Source organism: Desulfofundulus salinus, assembly GCF_003627965.1.
In the GTDB taxonomy this organism is placed as follows: domain Bacteria; phylum Bacillota; class Desulfotomaculia; order Desulfotomaculales; family Desulfovirgulaceae; genus Desulfofundulus; species Desulfofundulus salinus.
Genome location: NZ_RBWE01000001.1, coordinates 2,059,457 through 2,075,523, shown reverse-complemented (window position 1 = coordinate 2,075,523; position 16,067 = coordinate 2,059,457). Strand labels below are relative to the sequence as shown.

General features: G+C 53.5%; 18 protein-coding genes, 1 pseudogene and 1 riboswitch. Of the genes and pseudogenes, 15 read left to right on the top strand and 4 right to left on the bottom strand.

The window, feature by feature from the left end:
* Positions 1 to 10 precede the first annotated feature (10 nt).
* The 5 genes and pseudogenes from D7024_RS10660 to D7024_RS10640 form a co-directional block, all read left to right on the top strand.
* Positions 11 to 166 (top strand): annotated as a pseudogene (locus D7024_RS10660) (electron transfer flavoprotein subunit alpha/FixB family protein); the annotation flags it as partial.
* 13 nt (positions 167 to 179) lie between these two features.
* Positions 180 to 1,472 carry an acetyl-CoA C-acetyltransferase gene (locus tag D7024_RS10655; protein WP_121451789.1) on the top strand — a complete coding sequence of 431 codons (1,293 nt, stop codon included), beginning with the start codon at positions 180 to 182 and terminating at the stop codon, positions 1,470 to 1,472.
* An 18-nt stretch (positions 1,473 to 1,490) separates the two neighbouring features.
* The gene (locus D7024_RS10650) at positions 1,491 to 2,345 is read left to right on the top strand and encodes a 3-hydroxybutyryl-CoA dehydrogenase (RefSeq protein ID WP_121451788.1); all 855 of its coding nucleotides are present in this window, start codon (positions 1,491 to 1,493) and stop codon (positions 2,343 to 2,345) included.
* A 40-nt stretch (positions 2,346 to 2,385) separates the two neighbouring features.
* Positions 2,386 to 3,168, top strand: a complete 783-nt coding sequence (locus D7024_RS10645) for an enoyl-CoA hydratase-related protein (RefSeq protein WP_121451787.1) — start codon at positions 2,386 to 2,388, stop codon at positions 3,166 to 3,168.
* A gap of 214 nt (positions 3,169 to 3,382) precedes the next feature.
* The gene (locus D7024_RS10640) at positions 3,383 to 3,574 is read left to right on the top strand and encodes a hypothetical protein (RefSeq protein WP_121451786.1); all 192 of its coding nucleotides are present in this window, start codon (positions 3,383 to 3,385) and stop codon (positions 3,572 to 3,574) included.
* An 11-nt stretch (positions 3,575 to 3,585) separates the two neighbouring features.
* Here D7024_RS10640 and D7024_RS10635 read toward each other — a convergent pair whose 3' ends face one another.
* Positions 3,586 to 3,843 carry a hypothetical protein gene (locus D7024_RS10635; RefSeq protein WP_121451785.1) on the bottom strand — a complete coding sequence of 86 codons (258 nt, stop codon included), beginning with the start codon at positions 3,841 to 3,843 and terminating at the stop codon, positions 3,586 to 3,588.
* A gap of 316 nt (positions 3,844 to 4,159) precedes the next feature.
* Positions 4,160 to 4,972 carry a LexA family protein gene (locus D7024_RS10630; RefSeq protein WP_121451784.1) on the bottom strand — a complete coding sequence of 271 codons (813 nt, stop codon included), beginning with the start codon at positions 4,970 to 4,972 and terminating at the stop codon, positions 4,160 to 4,162.
* Positions 4,973 to 5,152: 180 nt separating this feature from the next.
* On the opposite strand from D7024_RS10630, the gene D7024_RS10625 reads away from it, so the two are divergent.
* The 4 genes from D7024_RS10625 to D7024_RS10610 all read left to right on the top strand — a co-directional run bounded on the left by D7024_RS10625 (position 5,153) and on the right by D7024_RS10610 (position 7,340).
* On the top strand, positions 5,153 to 5,410 hold the full coding sequence (locus tag D7024_RS10625) for a transposase family protein (RefSeq protein ID WP_121451783.1): 258 nt from the start codon (positions 5,153 to 5,155) through the stop codon (positions 5,408 to 5,410).
* Between the two features lie 262 nt (positions 5,411 to 5,672).
* Entirely contained in the window at positions 5,673 to 5,846 is a 174-nt protein-coding gene (locus tag D7024_RS10620; protein WP_165859345.1) for an aspartyl-phosphate phosphatase Spo0E family protein, read from the top strand.
* A gap of 100 nt (positions 5,847 to 5,946) precedes the next feature.
* Entirely contained in the window at positions 5,947 to 6,579 is a 633-nt protein-coding gene (locus tag D7024_RS10615; RefSeq protein WP_121451781.1) for a CBS and ACT domain-containing protein, read from the top strand.
* A 122-nt stretch (positions 6,580 to 6,701) separates the two neighbouring features.
* The gene (locus D7024_RS10610) at positions 6,702 to 7,340 is read left to right on the top strand and encodes a GntR family transcriptional regulator (RefSeq protein ID WP_121451780.1); all 639 of its coding nucleotides are present in this window, start codon (positions 6,702 to 6,704) and stop codon (positions 7,338 to 7,340) included.
* 42 nt (positions 7,341 to 7,382) lie between these two features.
* Here D7024_RS10610 and D7024_RS10605 read toward each other — a convergent pair whose 3' ends face one another.
* A complete protein-coding gene (locus tag D7024_RS10605; RefSeq protein WP_121451779.1) occupies positions 7,383 to 9,329 on the bottom strand; it encodes an acetate--CoA ligase in 1,947 nt (648 codons plus the stop codon).
* 281 nt (positions 9,330 to 9,610) lie between these two features.
* Here D7024_RS10605 and D7024_RS10600 point away from each other — a divergent pair, with 281 nt between their 5' ends.
* The 6 genes from D7024_RS10600 (at position 9,611) to D7024_RS10575 (ending at position 15,519) form a co-directional block, all read left to right on the top strand.
* A complete protein-coding gene (locus tag D7024_RS10600; protein WP_125185647.1) occupies positions 9,611 to 10,279 on the top strand; it encodes a hypothetical protein in 669 nt (222 codons plus the stop codon).
* A gap of 67 nt (positions 10,280 to 10,346) precedes the next feature.
* A riboswitch (FMN riboswitch) is annotated at positions 10,347 to 10,499 on the top strand.
* A gap of 123 nt (positions 10,500 to 10,622) precedes the next feature.
* The gene (ribD, locus tag D7024_RS10595) at positions 10,623 to 11,714 is read left to right on the top strand and encodes a bifunctional diaminohydroxyphosphoribosylaminopyrimidine deaminase/5-amino-6-(5-phosphoribosylamino)uracil reductase RibD (protein ID WP_121452543.1); all 1,092 of its coding nucleotides are present in this window, start codon (positions 10,623 to 10,625) and stop codon (positions 11,712 to 11,714) included.
* Positions 11,714 to 12,379, top strand: coding sequence for a riboflavin synthase (locus D7024_RS10590; protein ID WP_121451777.1), 666 nt, complete (start codon positions 11,714 to 11,716; stop codon positions 12,377 to 12,379). Before ribD ends, D7024_RS10590 begins: the two co-directional genes overlap by 1 nt.
* Positions 12,380 to 12,396: 17 nt before the next feature.
* Positions 12,397 to 13,614: a bifunctional 3,4-dihydroxy-2-butanone-4-phosphate synthase/GTP cyclohydrolase II gene (locus tag D7024_RS10585; protein ID WP_121451776.1), complete on the top strand. Its 1,218-nt coding sequence runs from the start codon at positions 12,397 to 12,399 to the stop codon at positions 13,612 to 13,614.
* A 376-nt stretch (positions 13,615 to 13,990) separates the two neighbouring features.
* Positions 13,991 to 14,458 carry a 6,7-dimethyl-8-ribityllumazine synthase gene (gene ribH, locus D7024_RS10580; protein ID WP_013822345.1) on the top strand — a complete coding sequence of 156 codons (468 nt, stop codon included), beginning with the start codon at positions 13,991 to 13,993 and terminating at the stop codon, positions 14,456 to 14,458.
* A gap of 17 nt (positions 14,459 to 14,475) precedes the next feature.
* Positions 14,476 to 15,519: a nicotinate phosphoribosyltransferase gene (locus D7024_RS10575; RefSeq protein WP_121451775.1), complete on the top strand. Its 1,044-nt coding sequence runs from the start codon at positions 14,476 to 14,478 to the stop codon at positions 15,517 to 15,519.
* A 170-nt stretch (positions 15,520 to 15,689) separates the two neighbouring features.
* On the opposite strand, the gene rpmB is transcribed toward D7024_RS10575, so the two are convergent.
* Positions 15,690 to 15,881, bottom strand: a complete 192-nt coding sequence (gene rpmB / locus D7024_RS10570; RefSeq protein WP_013822347.1) for a 50S ribosomal protein L28 — start codon at positions 15,879 to 15,881, stop codon at positions 15,690 to 15,692.
* Positions 15,882 to 16,067 lie beyond the last annotated feature (186 nt).

Here is a 16,067-nt window from a genome sequence, read left to right as displayed (position 1 = left end):
AGGGCAAAATATGGGCTCATCCAAGGTGATTGTGGCTATAAACAAGGACCCGGAAGCCAATATCTTCAAGGTGGCCGATTACGGGATTGTGGGTGACCTCTTTGAGGTGGTACCCCTGCTCACACGGGAGTTCAGAAAGCTCCTCGGGAAAGAAAAAGAATGTTAGGAGATGAGCACCGGTGAAAGAAGTGGTTATAGTTAGCGGGGTGCGTACGGCCATCGGCGCCTTTGGCGGTTCCTTAAAGGATGTGCCGGTGGTCAAGCTGGGCAGTCTGGTAATTAAAGAAGCCTTAAAACGGGCCGGTTTAAGGCCCGTCTCCAGCCAGGAGCTTTTAAATTATGGCCCCGACGCCCTGAAAGGTGAACCGGTAACGGATTTGGAGCAAAACTGCTATGACTGGGATGACTCCCTGCAGGAAGTACAGGTTGACGAAGTCATTATGGGGCATGTGCTCCAGGGTGGCAGCGGCCAAAACACCGCCCGCCAGGCCGCCATTTATGCCGGCATTCCCAAAGAATCCAACGCCTTTACGGTAAACAAGGTTTGCGGTTCGGGCTTAAAAGCCATTGCCCTGGGCGCCCAGGCCATCATGGCCGGCGAGGCGGAGGTGGTGGTGGCCGGTGGTATGGAGAATATGAGCCAGGCGCCTTATATCCTGCCCCGGGCCCGCTGGGGATACCGGATGGATGTCAACGCCAAAGGCGAATGCATTGACCTGATGGTTTACGATGGGCTGTGGGAAATTTTCTACGGCTACCACATGGGTAATACTGCGGAAAACATCGCCGCTAAATACGGAATCACCCGCCAGGAACAGGATGAGTTGGGCCTGCTCAGCCACCAGCGGGCCAGGGCAGCCATTAAAGAAGGGCTTTTTAAAGAAGAAATTGTGCCCGTACCCCTGCCCCAGAAGAAAGGCGAGCCGGCAGTCTTTGACACCGACGAGCGGCCCATGGATACCAGTATGGAAAAGATGGCTAAATTGCGCCCGGTCTTCCGGCCCGATGGAACAGTGACCGCGGGCAACGCCTCGGGCATAAATGACGCCGCAGCGGCAGTGGTGCTGATGTCCCGGGAGAAGGCGAAGGAGCTGGGGCTAAAGCCCTGGGTGGCGATTAAAGCCTGCGCTTCCGGCGGGGTGGACCCGGCCTACATGGGCATCGGGCCGGTTCCGGCCGTCAGAAAAGCCCTGAAAAAGGCGGGACTTACCATCCAGGATATAGACGTGGTGGAACTGAATGAAGCCTTTGCCGCACAGGCCCTGGCCTGTATGAGGGAACTTGGCCTCACCCTGGAAAAAACCAACCCGTTGGGCAGCGGCATTTCTCTGGGTCATCCCATAGGCTGCACGGGGGCCAGGCTGGTGGTCACCATTATGCACGAAATGAAGAGAAGAAATCTTAGCACCGGCCTGGTGACCATGTGCATTGGCGGGGGCCAGGGGATGGCCATGATTGTAGAAAATATTTAGGGGAGGTTTAGGAGATTTATGGATGTACAAAAGGTAATGGTTGTCGGTGCCGGCCAGATGGGTTCGGGCATTGCCCAGGTGGCGGCAGTGGCCGGCTGCCAGGTCATTTTAAATGACATTAAAGACGAATTTGTTCAACGGGGCCTGAGCAATATCGAAAAGAACCTGAGCCGGGATGTGAGCAAAGGGAGGTTGCAGGAAGATCAAAAGGCAGAAATCCTCGCGCGCATTACACCTTCCACAAGTCTGGCCGATGCTAAAGATGTGGACCTGGTCATTGAAGCGGCTATAGAAAATATGGAAGTGAAATCCAGCATTTTTAAACAACTGGATGAAATTTGCCCCGCCCACACCATCCTGGCCACCAACACCTCGTCCCTGCCCATAACCCAGATTGCCGCGGCAACGAAAAGGCCGGAAAAGGTCATCGGCATGCACTTTATGAACCCGGTACCGGTAATGAAGCTGGTAGAAGTTATCCGTGGACTGGCTACCTCCGATGAAACCTTTGCGGTGGTCAAGGCCATGAGTGAACGCATGGGCAAGGTGCCCGTGGAGGTCAACGATGCTCCGGGTTTTGTATCCAACCGGGTGCTCCTGCCGATGATTAATGAAGCTATTTTCTGCGTTTACGAAGGAATAGCCACTCCCGAAGCAGTAGACCAGGTGATGAAACTGGGTATGAACCATCCCATGGGACCCCTGGCCCTGGCGGATCTCATTGGGCTGGATACCTGTCTTTACATTTTGGAAGTGCTGCACAGGGAGCTGGGTGACAGCAAGTACCGTCCCTGTCCCCTCCTGAGAAAATACGTAGCCGCCGGCTGGCTGGGCCGTAAGACCGGTCGGGGATTCTACGTTTACAACCAGTGACTTCTGACCTGAAGGTTTGCGGAACAGAGGAGGTAGGATAATGTCCTGGAATAATATCCTGGTGGAAAAGGATGGCCCGGTGGCCATACTCACCATCAACCGGCCGCAGGTGTTGAACGCTCTAAATGCCGAGACGCTTACCGAAATTGACGGAGCCATTGAGGGGCTGGGGGCAGACCCGGCGGTGCGGGTGATCATCATTACCGGTGCGGGGGAGAAGGCCTTTGTGGCCGGGGCAGACATTGCCTTTATGAGCAAGCTGACCCCCCTGGAGGCTAAGGATTTTGCCCGGTTGGGACAGAAAGTTTTGAGCAAGATTGAAAACCTGCCTAAACCGGTAATTGCTGCCGTCAATGGCTTTGCCCTGGGCGGTGGGTGCGAACTGGCCATGGCCTGTGATATTCGCATCGCCTCGGAAAAGGCTAAATTCGGTCAACCAGAGGTGAATCTTGGTTTAATTGCCGGTTTCGGCGGAACCCAGCGTTTAACCAGACTGGTCAACCCCGGCCTGGCCAAGGAGATTTTGTTTACGGCGGACATGTTTGATGCCGAAACCGCCAGGCGCATCGGCCTGGTGAATCATGTGGTTCCGGCTGAGGAGCTGCTTAACTTTTGCCGGGGGATGGCCGAACGCATTGCCGCCCGGGGACCGGTGGCTGTAAGGTTGACCAAGGAAGCCGTGAATGAAGGACTGGAAATGGACCTGGAAAAGGCCCTGGCCCACGAGGCGGATCTTTTCGGGCTGGTATTTGCCACGGCCGACCGGGAAGAAGGTATTGCGGCCTTTTTAAACAAGCGCAAGCCGCAATTCCAGGGACGTTAACCATACGGTGGCGCAATTTTTCGCTTGTGGGCAAGAGCAGGAAAGCAGGCTGGGTAACCACCGAAAACAGCCTGCTTTTTTACATGCGTCCCCCTGTTTTGAAAATGATATAGTATAATTAGGGTTAGGTATATTGAACCCATGCCTGGCGAACAGGGGCAGTGAACGAACGCGCCCGGGTAGTCTGGTAACGCAAGAATAGGGGGTGGGGCTTGTGGATATCACCTGGCTCTTCCTGTTCCTGTGCCCGTATATGCTTTTGTATTTTTACCTGTGGGACTTTACAACCTGGAACCACCGGAAAATAGTGATCTTCTGGGTGGCGGGCCTGTTTCTTTTAATCGGCATCTATTCTTTAATTAATTATTTAAATCCCGTCCATCCAGCTTTCCCCGGACTTTTTTAGATGATTAGTTATCATATTTCCGTAACGGCATACTTGCAAAACCGCTTGCACTCGGGAATAAAATATTCGGAAATACAATACTCGGGAAAGCCGGGCAGGCTCTGGAAGCATGCCGGTGTATTTTTAACCCTGGCCAGCGGACAAACGGCACAACTGGGAGAGCAGCCATAGCGTACGCATATCTCTCCCCGGGAGCCTACCGGTACCGGGTGGTAGCAGGGCGGGCAATTGGGGCGATTTTCCTGAACTGGCGCTTTGGGGTCACTCAATGAGGTTCACCTCGCTTCCACATCTCTACCTGCTATTTTATCATATCTAAATGAGCTAAAGACACAAAAGTATCGAAAATTGAATGCAAGCAACATATTTTCGTCTGCAGCGTGATCGGGAAAAGTTATTACCCAAAACAATCGATGCCGGTGCCATACTTGCTTCGGTGGCTCGGGATCTTTCGGGCTATCATTAAGAATATTACTGCTTGGTGTCTTTAATTGCCCGATGTGTCCGGTCAGTTCCGCCTGGCGTCCTCAAGGGAAACCTTATTAAACCAAAAAAGCCCGGCCGGTTTTATGTCGGTCGGGCTTTTTACTCCTTTTCTTTGTTGTTAACGGCTTCTTCCTGTTCACTTTCCATTAACCTGCCAAACGATTCAAGTAGCCGTTTGGCCTTTTCCGGGCTGATACCGTATTTGGCCGCCACTTCCCTGACTTGCAGCCAGTCGTCGGTTTGGCCGGCATAAACTCTCTCTGCCAATGCTGGTGGCTTTTTCTGGATTAACACTACGATGCCATGAATCCTTTTTTCGCTGGGGCTAAAAGGAACATCTTCATATTGGGGGTTGGCCGCACGTAGCTTCCAAAGACCATCCTCGGAAATGATATACCTTACGGCTACCTCATCTCCGTTTATGAATGCGACAGCTAGCTGGCCCGGCTCTGCCGCGTCAACTTTTTTACAAATGGCTATATCTCCGGGCATGATTCCGGCCCCGCTCATACTGTCATCCCTTACCTTAAAGGCAAAATCGGCGTCAAGCTCTTTGTCGATGCTTACGTAACCAAGAATATCCGCTTCACTGTAGGGGGAAGCCCCGGCGCGTATGGTCCCTAAAAGGGGGACTTGTTTGATGGGCAGGAAGTCGGCCAGGGGTTTCTGGATAAGCGTACTGATGGTTTCCATTGGGACAATACTTTCCCCCAAAAAAAAGGACAGGGGCTTGCCCAGAATAGTTGATATTCGTTTTAAATCATCTATGGAAATCCGCCTTTTCCCTTTTTCGTAAAGGTTGATGGCTGTTTTAGTGAACCCCAGCTTTTCACCTAGCTGCTCCTGGGTGAGTCCCCGGTCTTCCCGGGCAATCTTTATTCTTTTGCCAATTTCTTCATAATAATTTTTCATAATGTCACCTTAATTTTTACCAGGGAAGTGTAACTATATTATTCCTTAATTATTCCTTAAAATTTCGGAAAAACCTCTTGACAGCAAGTTATCAGTATGATAACTTTAGAATAAATGGCAGGAACTTTTATTTTTGTCATTAAGTTATCATTGAGAAAACGTTGTGCACGAGGTGATAACGTGGCCGGTCGCAAAAGTAAAATGGCCGAAATTGAGGCGAGGTTTGGCGAGCCCGTAGCAACACTTATCAGGCACTATTACTACGAAAAAGGGTATACCCTGGACCAGCTGGCCCAACTGTTTGGTGTGGGCAGGGCAACGGTTTCGGTATGGATGCTGAAACTCGGCCTCCCTACCAGGAGTTGGAAACTGCCTGACCCCGACTCCGACAGCGGCAAGCGCAATGCGGCTGCTGAAAAGATTACCCTTCAAAAGTAAGGGCGTGTATTTGGTAGCAAGGGGGAAAACCATGAAAAGTTAAAGTCCGGGAAGTGTACCGGTTAATAGATATTATACCATGATATGGAATAGCTGTCAGGTCGGGAGAGGATCTTCCTTCTAAGAAAATTGTACACGGCAGTCGTATAAGTACGTAAGCTAAAGTAAAACGAGAAGGTTTGTCAACGTTTCCAAGGATAAGTACGTGCTAAGTACGTGGGTTTTTTATCTCGTTTCAATGACTGAGGAGGGAGCGAAAGCCTTGGATCGGAAACTCAGGGTGCAAATTGAGCACCTGCGCCGGAGATTAAACGGCATGGGCAGGGAGGATCAGGATAAGCTCCTGGCTTTAAGCCGGCGCCTGGACAGGTTGATTGTACAGTACCAGCGGCATGTTCTTGTGGCATTGAAGGAGAGACAGGGTACCTCGTGCTAAAAAAGTAAAGGGGTACAAGCCAACTTTTGTTATTTTTGACGTTGCGTTCCCCGGGGGCAATGTTATAATAAAGGAAAGGCTTTGAGCGGGAGGTTTAAGCATGTTTGTACGGGATTACATGAGCACTTCCCCCATCAGCATCCACTCGGGGACTCCCATTTTGGAAGCTCTAAACATTATGAAGAAAAATAAGATCAGGCATTTGCCGGTGGTGGACAAGGGCCGGCTGGTTGGATTGATTACCGAGCGGGACCTGCTTACTGTTACTCCCTCCCCGGCAACCACCCTCAGTGTTTTTGAAATGAATTACCTGCTTTCCAAAATGGTAATAAAGGATGTCATGAAAACCAATCCCATTACCGTGGGGCCGGACTGCACCATTGAAGAAGCGGCCTTGATTATGCGGGAGCATAAGATTGGCAGCCTGCCGGTAGTTGAGGATGACGGGCTGGTAGGCATTATTACCCAGACCGATATCCTGGACGCTCTGATCCGCATCTTTGGCCTGCGCAAAGCGGGGACTCGCTTAGTACTTGAAGTTAGCGATCGTATTGGTGCCCTGGCCGATATCCTGGCCGTGGTCAGGGAGCACCAGATCAATGTCATTGGTGTGGCCTGCCGGGAAAAAGAAAATCAGCGGGTGCAAATTATGCTGCGCCTTAGCACGGTGGAGCCTGAATCCCTGGTGCAGGATTTACAAAAACAGGGCTTCGAAGTGAAGTCTGTTAGTTAACCAGTTTGGGGAATGATTATAGATCCTGTAAATCCGGCTCCCTGATGGGGCCGGATTGATTTTGATTTAATTTTTTGCCGGTGGTTACACTATATTTGGATTAGGTAAAGGAGAAGATCTCCATGGAATCCCTGGGCTCTCATGTTTTATCCCGTTACGCCACCATTGCTATCGACATAGCCACCCGCATCGCGCGGGGGGAATACCGTGAAGGGCAGAAGATTTTTGGCCGTTCTACCCTGGCCGGCAAGTATAACGTTTCGCCGGAAACCATCCGCCGTGCTTTAACCCTTCTGCAGGATACGGGGATTGTGCAGGTCTCTCCGGGAGTAGGGGTTGTGGTTAAATCCCAGAAGGCGGCGGAGGCCTTTCTGGCTGAATGCGGCCATCGCCAGGTATTAAGAGATATGCAGGAACGGTTGCACCGCTTGTTGCGGGAAAGGGATCGGATTAACAGCGAAATTGAGAAGCTCATGAATGAGCTGCTGGATTATACCTTTAAAATGGCCGGCAACCTGCAGCGGATAGAAGAAATCCGGGTGCTGCCCACCTCGCCCCTGGTGGGTAAATCCCTGGCCGAAGCGGAATTCCGGGCCAAAACAGGTTCAACCATCCTGGCCATTTACCGCGGAGGAGAGGAAATTCTCTCACCCCAGGCCGACACGGTAATCCAGGCCGGCGATGTCCTGATTGTCCTGGCGCCGCCGGAATTAAAGGAACAGGTCTATAACCTGGTGAACGGTACGGAGGCCAAACAGTAAGAAAGCCCCTCCCGTGGTGGGAGAGGCTTTCTTTTTAACTCTTTAACTCTGTTGCATTTTCTTGATGGCCTCGCGGATTTCGTCGACGGAGGCTTCTTCTTCAATGGTCGAGAGGTCGCCCAGTTCCTTGCCGACCCACAGGGATTTCATCACCCGGCGCATGATTTTACCGCTGCGGGTCTTGGGCAGGGAGCTCACAAATTGAATGTCCCGGATGATGACAATTGGCCCCATGGTGTTGCGTACGTGGGCAATTAAATCCTTTTTCATTTCTTCGCCGGGCTGGTAACCCTGCTTTAACACTACAAAGGCGCAGGCCACTTCACCTTTCAGTTCGTCGGGTACGCCTGAAACACCCGCTTCCACCACTGCCGGGTGGGAGATGAGGGCGTTTTCAATTTCAATGGTGCCAATTCTGTGGGCGGCAATCTTAATTACCTCGTCGGAGCGGCCGGCAAACCAGATGTACCCGTCCTCATCAAAGGAAGCGGCGTCTCCACAGTAATACCTGCCCTGGGTAAAGGGTAGCCGCTCCCAGTATTCCTTCTGGTAACCTTCCTCGTTGTTCCACAGGGTGGAGGTCAGCCCCGGGAACGGTCTCAGGATGGTGACAATTCCTTTCTCGCCGGGAGCTGTGGGCTTGCCTTCCCTGTCATCCACAATTTCAGCGATGATGCCGGGTACCGGAATGCCCGCGGAGCCGGGTTTAATGGGAATCATGCCCAGACCGTACGGGTTGGCAAAGATGGGGCCGGATGTTTCGGTCTGCCACATGTGGTCCATGACGGGAATTTTGTTCTCAAATACCTGTTCCTGCAGCCAGCTCCAGGCGGCAGGGTTTAATACTTCTCCGGCACAGAAGGCTCTTTTGACCGTGGTCAAATCGTGTTTTTTGGCGTGCTCAATGCCCAGTCTCATCAAGCCCCGCACACCGGTGGGGGATGTCCATATGGCGGTAACCTTGTTCCGCTCCACGATATCCCACCACATGTCCGGCCGCGGATAGTCGGGAGTGCCTTCGTAAAGGACGCTGGTGGCCCCGACCAGGAGGGGTCCGTAAACGTTGTAACTGTGCCCCACAATCCAGCCAATGTCCGAAGTGCAGAACCACACGTCGTCTTCCTGTAAGGCGTAAATCCACTTGGCCATGGAGTAGATGTAAATCTGGTAGCCGCCGTGTTTTTGCACGGTGACCTTGGGCTTGGCCGTAGTGCCGGAAGTGGGCAGGAGGAAGAGGGGCTCGTTTGCTTCCATGAGTTCCACTTCTGAACTCTGCCCTTCGCCCAGGGCCAGGAACTCGTCCCAGAAAATGTCCCGTCCGGCTTTCATTGGCGGTGCTTGCTCTTTATTTTTCTGTAAAACCACCACTTTGGCAATTAAATCCTCGGGGCACAGGGCCAGGGCGTCGTCAATCATTTTCTTTAAGGGTACTGGTTTGCCCCGCCGCAGGCCCTCGTCCTGGGTAAGGAGGTACCTGGCACCGGTGATTTGCAGGCGATCCGCCACCGCCCCGGCGGAAAAACCGGCAAAAATAACCACGTGGATGGCTCCAATACGGGCGCAGGCCAGCATGGCGGTAACGGATTCAATGCCCGTGGGCATGTAGATGGCCACCCGGTCACCCTTTTTTACACCTAAACCCCTTAATGCAGCTGCATATTGTTTTACCAGGGAAAGGAGCTGGCCGTAGGTTACCACCCTTACCTCACCGGTTTCTCCCGATTCGGCAACAAATGCCGCCCGGCCCGCCTTCCCTCTTTTAACTTTGTAGTCAATGCAGTTATAGCAAATGTTGGTCAGGCCTCCAGAAAACCACTGGAAAGTGGGATAGTTCCAGGTAAATACTTTATCCCACTTTTTAAACCAGTGAATATCGTGGGCCGCTTTATTGGCAGCTTCCGCCCAAAAACCTTCCGGGTCCTCGGCCGCCCAGTCAATGAAAGCTTTTACCTGCGGGGGAACCATCCCGGTACCCATTTTTTCAGTCATTCGACATTACCTCCCCTTCAAAAGTCAAAACCTCTACACTTAAATATAAATTGAAAATATGACAAAGATTAAGAAAATTTCGGCGTAATGTATTTTTTTGAGTCCGAGTGGATTTATAGCAGGAGCGAATGGACTGGCCAGTGAAATGGAAGCTATTGTACGTTTTGTGGAGAACAGTTGCCGGTGCAAGAATAAAGCAATCCTCACAGCCAAAAAATATAGAAGAGGCCACCTTCCGGTGGCTTTTTTTAATGGTGGGCCAAAAGGAGGTATGTGTGAAATTGGCTAGACTGTTTTTTCGCCTGTGCTTCCTTTCCGGCCGTAGCTTTCGCCGCTGCTTGCGGATGTTGCGCAAGCTATTGCTGGTGCTGGCCATTTTTTTCAGTCCCTTTATCGTTTTTTTAACTCTGGTGATTAACCGGGAAATAATCCATTACCTGGCCCGGGCCTACTGGCTGACGGCTTTATTTCCCGCGGCAGCGTCCACCATTTGGAAAGATGTAAGCAGCAACTGGTTTACCATGGGTTTTAACCAGGCAGTTCTCGGAGGGTTGCTCACCCTATACGGAGTAATTGTCACTGTATGGTACTATCATACAACCAGGCAGCAGGAAGTAGCAGAAAAAAGGTTATTTATTATCGAGGAATTGCTGGAAGAATTAAAAAGAAACAGGCGTGTTCTGGACGAGCTCAGCAAACATTCCAGTTGTTCTTTACACGGAGGGAAAATAACCTTTTCCGTGGGGGCCTGGGAACGGTTGGGGGCTGATGTGGCTCTTTTGCCACGACGTCTGCACATGCGCTTGAGTGTGCTCTATGCCTGTTTGGGGGAATGCAGCTCGTGGTCAGATTTCCAGAACCGCCGTGCCACACTGGAACGCATTCCCGACGTAATGGCGGAACTAAACCGCCTGCGCAGCCGGTTAAGTAAACAGGAGCTGGACTTTTAGCTGGCGGCGCCAATATTGACACCGGTCGTGAACGGGCCTATAATAACCTTAGTGGTTCTAAAAATTAAAGAGCCTTCGGGGACGGGTGGAATTCCCTACCGGCGGTATGGAAGTTGTGACCTTCCGAGCCCGCGAGCCCTGTACTCATGTGGGTGATTGCAGGGTTGATCTGGTGAGAAGCCAGAGCCGACAGTAAAAGTCTGGATGGGAGAAGGCGTGAAGGCACTGTTTTTACAAAAAAAGCAGGATCATGCCCCATTATGCCCATTAGCCCTGAAGGTTGCTCGTCAAATCGGGGCTTTTCTATTTTGTTTTGCAGGTGAGGGCGTTGGACGAATACTACATGCAAATGGCCTTGGACCTGGCCCGGCGGGCCCTGGGCAGAACCAGTCCCAACCCCATGGTGGGGGCGGTGCTGGTAAAAGACGGCCAGGTGATTGGCCGGGGCTATCATGCCCGGGCCGGTACCCCCCATGCAGAGATTCACGCGTTAAATGAAGCCGGTGAACAGGCCGTGGGAGCTACCCTTTATGTTACTCTGGAACCGTGTTGCCACCGGGGACGCACAGGTCCCTGCACCGAGGCGATTCTGGACGCCGGCGTCAAGCGGGTGGTGGCTGCCATGACCGATCCCAACCCCCTCGTTGCCGGACGGGGGTTGGAGCGGTTGCGCCAGGCCGGGGTTGAGGTAACCGTAGGAGTGATGGAGGAAGAGGCGCGGAAATTAAATGAAGTTTTTGTAAAGTATATCACTACCCGTAGCCCCTTCGTGGTTTTAAAGGCGGCCATGAGTCTGGACGGTAAAATAGCCACCCGTACCGGGGAATCCCGCTGGATTACCGGCCCCCGGGCCCGGCTGGCCGTACACCGCCTCCGGGATCGTTATGACGCCATCCTGGTTGGTGTAAATACAGTGCTGAAGGACAACCCTTCCCTGACTACCCGTATTCCGGGTGAGAATGGTAAGGACCCGGTGCGGGTCATTGTAGACAGCCTGGCCCGTACTCCTCCAGACGCCCGGGTGATTACCCAGCAATCTCCGGCACCAACCATTGTCGCGGTGACGGAAAGGGCACCCAAAGAAAACCTTTGCCGGTTGGAGGAAGCCGGGGCGCAAATACTGGTGGTACCCGGTCCTGGACCCCGGGTGGATCTCGAGGTTTTGATGAAGGAATTGGCTCGCCGGGAGATAACCAGCGTGCTGGTGGAGGGGGGCGGCGAAATTCACGCCTCTTTCCTGGGATCCCGCCTGGTAGACAAGGTGATCTGGTTCATTGCTCCCCTGATTATTGGCGGACGGCAGGTGCCCGGGCCTGTAGGCGGGGATGGGCCGGCCCGTCTGCTGGAAGCAGTGCGATTGAAGGATATTTCCTTTACCCGTTACGGGGAGGACTTCTGTGTGGAGGGGTACGTGGATGGCGGGGGTGAAGATTGATGTTTACCGGACTGGTAGAGGAAATAGGTATTTTGCGCCGTATAACCCGGGGAAAGGATTCCGCCCGGTTGACCATAGAGGCCTCCAAAATTGCCGGTGATTTGCAGTTAGGAGACAGTGTAGCCGTAAACGGCGTATGCCTGACGGTGGTGACCTTTGACCGTTCTTCTTTTACGGCAGACGTGATGGCCGAAACCCTGGCCAGAACCAATCTTGACCATTTAGAGCCAGGAGACCGGGTCAACCTGGAACGTGCTTTGCGCGTGGGGGATCGCCTGGGTGGTCACCTGGTCACAGGTCATATTGACGGCGTAGGCCGGATTTTACGCCGCCAGGAACATGATATAGCCATTTTGCTCACCATCGGCGCTGCACCTGAAGTGCTGCGTTATATAGTGAAAAAGGGTTCGGTGGCTGTTGACGGTACCAGTTTGACGGTGGTGGAGGTGGGTGAGGGGGATTTTTTAGTGTCCCTGATTCCCCATACCGCCTGTCTCACCATCCTGGGCAATAAAAAAACGGGGGAACTGGTGAACCTGGAAACGGATATTATTGGGAAGTATGTGGAAAGGTTCCTGGCCCTCCCCGGCCAGGAACGGGATCAACGTAAAAAATCAGGCATTTCGCTGGATTTTCTTGCTGAGTACGGCTATATATCAAAGTAGACGGGGAGTGACGGGACATGGAATTTCGTTTCAACACCATAGAAGAAGCCATCGAGGATATTCGCCAGGGCAAAATGGTGGTGGTTGTGGATGATGAGGACCGGGAAAATGAAGGGGATGTGATCATGGCAGCAGAAAAGGTCACTCCCGAGGCGGTTAACTTTATGGCTACCCATGCCCGGGGGTTGATCTGCATGCCCATAACCAATGAGCGGGCCGACGAACTGGATCTGCCCCTTATGGTCACCCATAACACCGACAAACACGGTACCGCCTTTACCGTGTCCGTGGATCATAAAGACACGAGCACAGGTATTTCGGCCTACGAGCGGGCGCAGACCATCAAAGCCATTTTAGATCCGGCTACCCGCCCCGAAGATTTGCGCCGCCCGGGACATGTTTTCCCCTTGCGTGCCCGGGAAGGAGGGGTGTTGCGCCGGGCCGGACATACCGAGGCAGCGGTAGATCTGGCCCGCCTGGCCGGCCTGTACCCGGCTGGGGTTATTTGTGAAGTTATGAAAGAAGATGGTACCATGGCCCGGGTACCAGAGTTAATGGCCTTTTGCCGGCAACACGGTCTAAAAATCATTACCATTGCCGATTTAATCAAGTACCGGCGGCGGACGGAAAAACTGGTGCGCCGGGTGGATTCCGCCCACCTGCCCACCAAATATGGTGATTTTACCGCCGTGGCTTATGAGAGCCTGCTGGATGGCAAGGGCCATCTTGCCCTGGTCAAAGGGGATTTAAGCCAGGTGGAGGCCCCCCTGGTGCGGGTTCACTCCGAGTGCCTGACCGGTGATGTTTTGGGTTCGACCCGCTGTGATTGCGGGGACCAGCTTGCCCGGGCCATGCAGATGATTGCCAAGGAAGGGGTCGGGGTGCTCCTCTACATGCGGCAGGAAGGCCGGGGTATTGGCCTGTTAAACAAGATCCGGGCTTACAAGCTGCAGGATCAGGGCAAGGATACGGTGGAAGCCAACGAGGCTTTAGGCTTTCCACCCGATTTGCGGGATTACGGTATTGGGGCCCAAATCCTGGCTGATCTGGGGCTCAAGAAAATTCGTTTGCTGACCAACAACCCCCGGAAAATTGCCGGTTTGGAGGGTTATGGTCTGGAAGTTGTGGCCCGGATACCCATTGAGGTATGTCCCAGCAAATACAACCGGTTTTACCTGGCGACGAAAAGAAAGAAACTAGGCCACCTGCTCAATATCGCCGATGAGGTAAGCTAAAATGAGAGTGTCCCAAAAGGTGGCTATTGGTCGGGCGACCGCCGCCCTGTCAGGTCACGCAACAGTATATAGAAAGGAGTAAATGTTCAGTAAAACCGCTCTCTTAACTACAAGGGCGCGGCGTTGTCTAGAGCGAGCGATTTTGCGGAGCGCCGGTAACAGCACCCGGCAACCCAGCACTCACCGGCAGAAATGCTCATTCCTAAGGTGCAAAAGGTAGTAGAAAAATTTCGCCTTCGCAGTATAGCTTATTCAGTGAGTGCTGGGCGGCCCGAAGCAAGCCGCGGTGCGCATCTTACACGGAGCATATGAGTGAGCGGGACAACACCGTGCCTTAAAGTGGGTTGGCTGAACGCTTATAGAAAGGAGAAACACAATGCCGAAGGTATACGAAGGACATCTGGTTGGTCAAGGGTTGCGCTTTGGTCTGGTGGTGGGTCGTTTTAACGAGTTTATTACCAACAAGCTGTTGACGGGGGCACTGGATGCCCTGCACCGGCATGGTGTTGCCGATCAGGATATTGAGATTGCCTGGGTGCCCGGGGCCTTTGAAATTCCCGTGGTGGCCCGGCGCATGGTGGCCATGCAGCGCTTTGACGCGGTAATTTGCCTGGGAGCGGTGATCCGCGGGGCCACGCCCCATTTCGATTATGTTGCTGCCGAGGTGGCCAAGGGTGTGGCCAAAGTGGGGTTGGATACCGGTGTGCCGACAATTTTTGGTATCATCACTGCCGACACCCTGGAGCAGGCCATTGAACGGGCGGGAACCAAAGCCGGCAACAAGGGTTGGGATGCGGCGGTAGGAGCCATTGAAATGGCCAATCTCATGCGTAGCCTTGGTTAGGAAAAGGGGGCCACACCGTGCGGGCGCCACATACAGTCCAGAACTTAAGGGAAGTGGTTGATTTTCGTGTACTTCCCGAACAGCGTCTTTTTTCTGCCGATGGCTATGAAATCCTTGCCGGCTGGACCACGGACATTTACTTTATCAAAACCAGGGAAATCCTGCGGGCCATGGGGCTTGCCGGTACGGAAGTAGTAGCCGAAGTTTTTGCCAGCAAAAGGGGTGTGCTGGCCGGAGTACCGGAGGTAAAAAATCTGCTGGCCGGAACGGGGGTTGAAGTCTGGGCCTTACCCGAGGGGGAATGGTTTGGGGAAAAGGAAGTTGTTCTGCGTATCCACGGCCCCTACGACCGGTTTGGTATTTATGAAACGGCCCTATTGGGTATTCTGGCCAGTTCCAGCGGCTGGGCTACGGCAGCCAGGCAGTGTAAGGAAGCCGCGGGCAACAAGCAGGTGATTTGCTTTGGTGCCCGTCACGTTCACCCGGCAGTGGCGCCGGTTATGGAAAGGGCGGCGGTGGTGGGGGGAGCCGACGGTGCCAGCTGTATTTTAGGGGCCAAACTTGCCGGTCAGGAGCCCGTGGGCACCTTGCCCCACGCCGTCATGCTCATTGTGGGAGACACCCTGGAGGTAGCCCTGGCCTACCAGCGGACCATGCCTGCAGGTACGCCGGTGATTGTGCTGGTGGATACCTTTAAGGATGAGGCCGAAGAAGCGATGCGGGTTGCCCAGGCCCTGGGGAAAGATCTGGCGGCCATCAGGCTGGATACCCCCAGCGAGCGGGGAGGGGTTACTCCCGCTCTGGTCCGGGAAGTGCGTGCCCGGTTGGATCAGGCGGGATACAAACACGTAGAGATTGTGGTCAGCGGCGGTTTAACCCCCGAGCGGATCCAGCTGCTGAACCAGGCGGGGGCGGATGCCTTCGGGGTGGGCAGCTACATATCCGGTGCTTCACCAATAGACATGACCATGGATTTGAAAGAAGTGAACGGGAAACCCATTGCCAAGCGGGGGCGCATACCCGGCATTACCCCAAACCCCCGTTTGCAAAGGATCCTTTAAAATTCTCCAACTGCTCGTCCGATAAGGTACGACGTGGTCATAAGCGAGCGACGCAGCTTAAGCGCCGGTAACATCACCGGTGAAGCGAGGCCGCCGGAAGCCAGGGAGCGAGCGGAGGACGACGTCGTGCCTTCTCCAAAAAATAAAAAACGGCTTGACAGCCGCTTTCTCTAGATAGCCCTTTGTACCTTGCCACTGCGCAGGCAGCGGGTGCACACCAGGATTCTTCTGGGAGTACCGTTGACCAGAGCCCTTACCCGCTGTAAGTTGGGTTGCCAGGTCCTTTTGGTCCGGATGTGGGAGTGGCTTACCTGCATCCCAACCACCACACCTTTACCGCAAACAGCACATTTCCTGGCCAATAGAGCCACCTCCTTTTGCAAGCCCACTCCTTACATTCTAGCAAAAATACCACTGCCGTGCAAGGTGGACAGGTGAAGGTGTCCCCATATTTTTCTCATAAATAATTCCCGGGCTTGCCGTGCCGGGGGGGGAGGTAGGAGCCTGTTCCGGCGGCGGCAGTTGAAAGTAGGATACCGTAGGTTGAA

Bases quoted from the DNA above. Each gene is read 5' to 3' on its own strand.
- D7024_RS10650 (WP_121451788.1), top strand. From the start codon at position 1,491: ATGGATGTACAAAAGGTAATGGTTGTCGGTGCCGGCCAGATGGGTTCG.
- D7024_RS10645 (WP_121451787.1), top strand. From the start codon at position 2,386: ATGTCCTGGAATAATATCCTGGTGGAAAAGGATGGCCCGGTGGCCATA.
- D7024_RS10630 (WP_121451784.1), bottom strand. From the start codon at position 4,972: ATGAAAAATTATTATGAAGAAATTGGCAAAAGAATAAAGATTGCCCGG.
- D7024_RS10615 (WP_121451781.1), top strand. From the start codon at position 5,947: ATGTTTGTACGGGATTACATGAGCACTTCCCCCATCAGCATCCACTCG.
- D7024_RS10610 (WP_121451780.1), top strand. From the start codon at position 6,702: ATGGAATCCCTGGGCTCTCATGTTTTATCCCGTTACGCCACCATTGCT.
- D7024_RS10605 (WP_121451779.1), bottom strand. From the start codon at position 9,329: ATGACTGAAAAAATGGGTACCGGGATGGTTCCCCCGCAGGTAAAAGCT.
- ribD (WP_121452543.1), top strand. From the start codon at position 10,623: ATGCAAATGGCCTTGGACCTGGCCCGGCGGGCCCTGGGCAGAACCAGT.
- D7024_RS10590 (WP_121451777.1), top strand. From the start codon at position 11,714: ATGTTTACCGGACTGGTAGAGGAAATAGGTATTTTGCGCCGTATAACC.
- D7024_RS10585 (WP_121451776.1), top strand. From the start codon at position 12,397: ATGGAATTTCGTTTCAACACCATAGAAGAAGCCATCGAGGATATTCGC.
- ribH (WP_013822345.1), top strand. From the start codon at position 13,991: ATGCCGAAGGTATACGAAGGACATCTGGTTGGTCAAGGGTTGCGCTTT.